The following is a 2,823-nucleotide window of genomic DNA, read 5'->3' as shown; positions in this document are numbered from 1 at the left end:
GCTGGAGGCCCGGTCGCCGCGCCGGTCTCGTGCACGACCGCGAACCGCAGCCCCTCGACCTGGCGGGCGGCGACGAGCGGCAGCCGTCCCTCGAACCCGAGGTCGTTGTTGCCGCGCACGGCGAGGAGGTCGCGGGACCGGGCCTCCAGCAGGTCCACGGTCGCCAGGTCCACCCAGTCCCCCGCGTGCACGACGAGGTCGGCTGCGTCGATGTCCGCCCACAGCTCCGGTGGCAGGTCCTTCGCCCGCTTCGGCAGGTGCGTGTCCGACAGCAGGACGAGTGCGGTGGTCACGGCTCGGTCGTCCTGCTCGGCATCGGCAGCTCGGCCTCGTCCGCGGCTCCGAGCCGTTCGAGCAGCCCGGCGAGCAGCGCGACGTCGTCGTCGGACCAGTCGGCCAGCCGCTCGACCAGGGCGTCGCGGTGCAGCTGCACCGAGCGGTCGAGGGCGCGCCGGCCGGCCTCGGTCGCCTCGAGTGGTTTCGCGTTGCCGGTGCCGCCGTCGACCGTGCGGACGAGTCCCGCGGCCAGGAGTCCGGACAGCTGACGCGAGATGGTCGACCGGTTCAGCCGGAGGTACCGGGCGATGTCGATCGCCATACACCCCGGGTGCTGCACGACGAAGTCGACCAGGGACTGGTCGACGACGCTCAACACGTCGGCGGTCCCCCGCGCCCGGACGCTCGCGCGGCGGGTGATGCGGGAGAGCTCGGTGTACGCCCGTCCGATGTCCGCTTCGCGGATCCCGGGGCCCCTCGGGTCGGCCATGCTGTTCCAGTCTGTCGTCCGGCGTGGCGCCGGTGGTCGGTCGCCCCTGGTCGGGACGTCGGGTCCGGCGGCCGCCCACGTCCGTGGTCCCCTGCGCCGCTCGGTGTGGCCCCACGATAACCGCGGGTCCCCCGGAACGGGGACCGGCGGTCCCCGGGGTCGGGACCGGTGCGACCGTCCGGCGACGTGGCCGGACGTGCCCGGTGTCGGTGATCAGTCGGAGGCCGCCGCGCGGAGGGCCCCGATGTCGAGCTTGACCATGTCCCGCATCGCCCGGAACACCCGCGCGCCCGCTGCCGGGTCACCACCGGCGGCCATGAGCTCGCCCATCATCGACGGGGTCACCTGCCACGACAGACCCCAGCGGTCGACGAGCCACCCGCACGCCACCGGGTGGCCGCCGTCGGTGAGGAGCCCGTCCCAGATCCGGTCGAGCTCCTCCTGCGTGTCGACGTCCACCTGCAGCGAGACGGCGTCGGTGAAGGGATGACCGGGACCGCCGTTCATGGCACGGTACGGCTGGCCCATCAGGGTGAACTCGACCACGAGCACGGACCCGTCCGGGGCACGGCCGACCCCGTCGACACGTGCGTCCGGGAAGAGCCCGACGTAGTGCTCAGCCGCGGACTGGGCCTGGTCGTCGAACCAGAGGAAGGGGACGATGCGGGGCACGGTGGCGCCTCTCGGTGGTGCTCAGTCCGCGACGCCGCGGCTGAGCAGGTCTGCCTTGTCGGGGTGTTCGTCGAACCACTGGCTGACGAACCAGCACATCGGGACGATGCGCTTCGTCGACGTCGTCTCGACGTCGGCCACGGCGTGCTCCACGAGTTCCCCGGCGTACCCGTGCCCGCGGTGCGCCGGGACCGTGTACGTGTGCGGGAAGGCGATCGCGTCACCGTTGACGCGGTAGTCGAGCACGCTCACGAGGGCTCCGTCGACGTACATGGCGTAGCGGTCGCGGTCGGCCTCGTTGCGGAACTCGTGTGTCATGGCGCCATCCTGCACCGCGCGGCGGACGACGGTCACCCGTCCTCCGGCGAACGCGTGGACCCGCCCCCGACGGGCGGTCCGACCGTCCCGGTCGTCAGGCCGGAATGACCACCGGTCACGGTTGTTGCACCCCACATGACGACCATCGGGATCATCGGAGCAGGCAACATCGGATCACAGCTCGCACGCCTCGCGGTGCAGCACGGCCACCAGGTCGTGATCGCGAACTCGCGCGGGCCGGAGACGCTGACGGACCTCGTCGCGGAGCTCGGCGAACACGCCACCGCCGGCACACGCGAGGACGCGGCCACCCGGGGCGACATCGTCGTCGTGACCGTGCCGCTCGGCGCCGTCGAGACGATCCCCGTCGAGCCGCTCGTCGGCAAGGTCGTCATCGACACGGACAACTACTACCCGGAGCGCGACGGGCACATCGCGGCCCTCGACGACGAGACGACCACCACGGCCGAGATGCTGCAGGACCACCTGGTCGGCGCGCACGTGGTCAAGGCCTTCAACCACATCGGCGCCGCGGACCTGACCGGACACGCCACCCCCAGCGGCACCGAGGGTCGCCGCGCCCTGGTCGTCGCGGGCGACGACGAGACGGCGAAGCGCACCGTCGCCGACCTCATCGACGAGTTCGGCTTCGACGTCGTCGACGCTGGACCGCTCGCCGAGGGATGGCGCATCCAGCGCGACACCCCGGGCTACGGCCCGCGCATGACCGCGGACGAACTGCGCGACGCCCTCGCCGCCGCGAAGCGGTACCGCGACATGTGACGGTCCTGCACCGACCGTTCCACCCCCTCTGACTGGGGCGTTCGGCCGCTGTTCCCGCCCGGTAGAACGGACTCTGGATCAATCCAGGGAGAGGAACAGCGGCCGTGGCGTCTCATCGCATGCCCGAGTCCGAGCGACCCCGTCGGGCGGTGCCCGCATGGGTGACCGCGCCTCCGGAGGACGCCGGTTCCCCTGCCCCCAGCCGCGTCGTCCCCGCAGGTGCCGTCGCCGACCGCGACCGACCCGGCATCGACGCCGTGCCCGGCCTGGAGGCCCACCCCACC

At 72.6% G+C, this 2,823-nt stretch carries 6 protein-coding genes; 2 read left to right on the top strand and 4 right to left on the bottom strand.

Annotated elements, in window-relative coordinates:
* The 4 genes from DEI95_RS16360 to DEI95_RS16345 form a co-directional block, all read right to left on the bottom strand.
* A partial coding sequence (locus tag DEI95_RS16360; RefSeq protein WP_146243702.1) for a metallophosphoesterase family protein occupies nt 1-293 on the bottom strand: 293 nt, incomplete at its 3' end.
* The gene (locus tag DEI95_RS16355) at nt 290-766 is read right to left on the bottom strand and encodes a MarR family winged helix-turn-helix transcriptional regulator (protein ID WP_110825243.1); all 477 of its coding nucleotides are present in this window, start codon (nt 764-766) and stop codon (nt 290-292) included. The genes DEI95_RS16355 and DEI95_RS16360, both read right to left, overlap by 4 nt.
* Nucleotides 767-979: 213 nt before the next feature.
* Nucleotides 980-1,438, bottom strand: a complete 459-nt coding sequence (locus DEI95_RS16350; protein WP_111060907.1) for a VOC family protein — start codon at nt 1,436-1,438, stop codon at nt 980-982.
* A gap of 21 nt (nt 1,439-1,459) precedes the next feature.
* Nucleotides 1,460-1,756, bottom strand: coding sequence for a GNAT family N-acetyltransferase (locus tag DEI95_RS16345; RefSeq protein WP_110825500.1), 297 nt, complete (start codon nt 1,754-1,756; stop codon nt 1,460-1,462).
* Between the two features lie 135 nt (nt 1,757-1,891).
* Here DEI95_RS16345 and DEI95_RS16340 point away from each other — a divergent pair, with 135 nt between their 5' ends.
* Together DEI95_RS16340 and DEI95_RS16870 are read left to right on the top strand one after the other, a co-directional pair.
* Nucleotides 1,892-2,539 carry an NADPH-dependent F420 reductase gene (locus DEI95_RS16340; RefSeq protein WP_110899926.1) on the top strand — a complete coding sequence of 216 codons (648 nt, stop codon included), beginning with the start codon at nt 1,892-1,894 and terminating at the stop codon, nt 2,537-2,539.
* A 104-nt stretch (nt 2,540-2,643) separates the two neighbouring features.
* Nucleotides 2,644-2,823, top strand: a 180-nt coding sequence (locus tag DEI95_RS16870; RefSeq protein WP_220036669.1) for a hypothetical protein, incomplete at its 3' end; no start/stop codon positions are given.

Origin of the sequence: Curtobacterium sp. MCBD17_008, assembly GCF_003234475.1 — a bacterium.
GTDB lineage: Bacteria > Actinomycetota > Actinomycetes > Actinomycetales > Microbacteriaceae > Curtobacterium.
Note: the sequence above shows the minus strand (reverse complement) of the source record. Positions and strands in the feature narration are given on the sequence as shown.

Excerpts from the sequence above, each read along its gene's own strand:
- DEI95_RS16340 (WP_110899926.1), top strand. The coding sequence starts at position 1,892 with ATGACGACCATCGGGATCATCGGAGCAGGCAACATCGGATCACAGCTC.
- DEI95_RS16345 (WP_110825500.1), bottom strand. The coding sequence starts at position 1,756 with ATGACACACGAGTTCCGCAACGAGGCCGACCGCGACCGCTACGCCATG.
- DEI95_RS16355 (WP_110825243.1), bottom strand. The coding sequence starts at position 766 with ATGGCCGACCCGAGGGGCCCCGGGATCCGCGAAGCGGACATCGGACGG.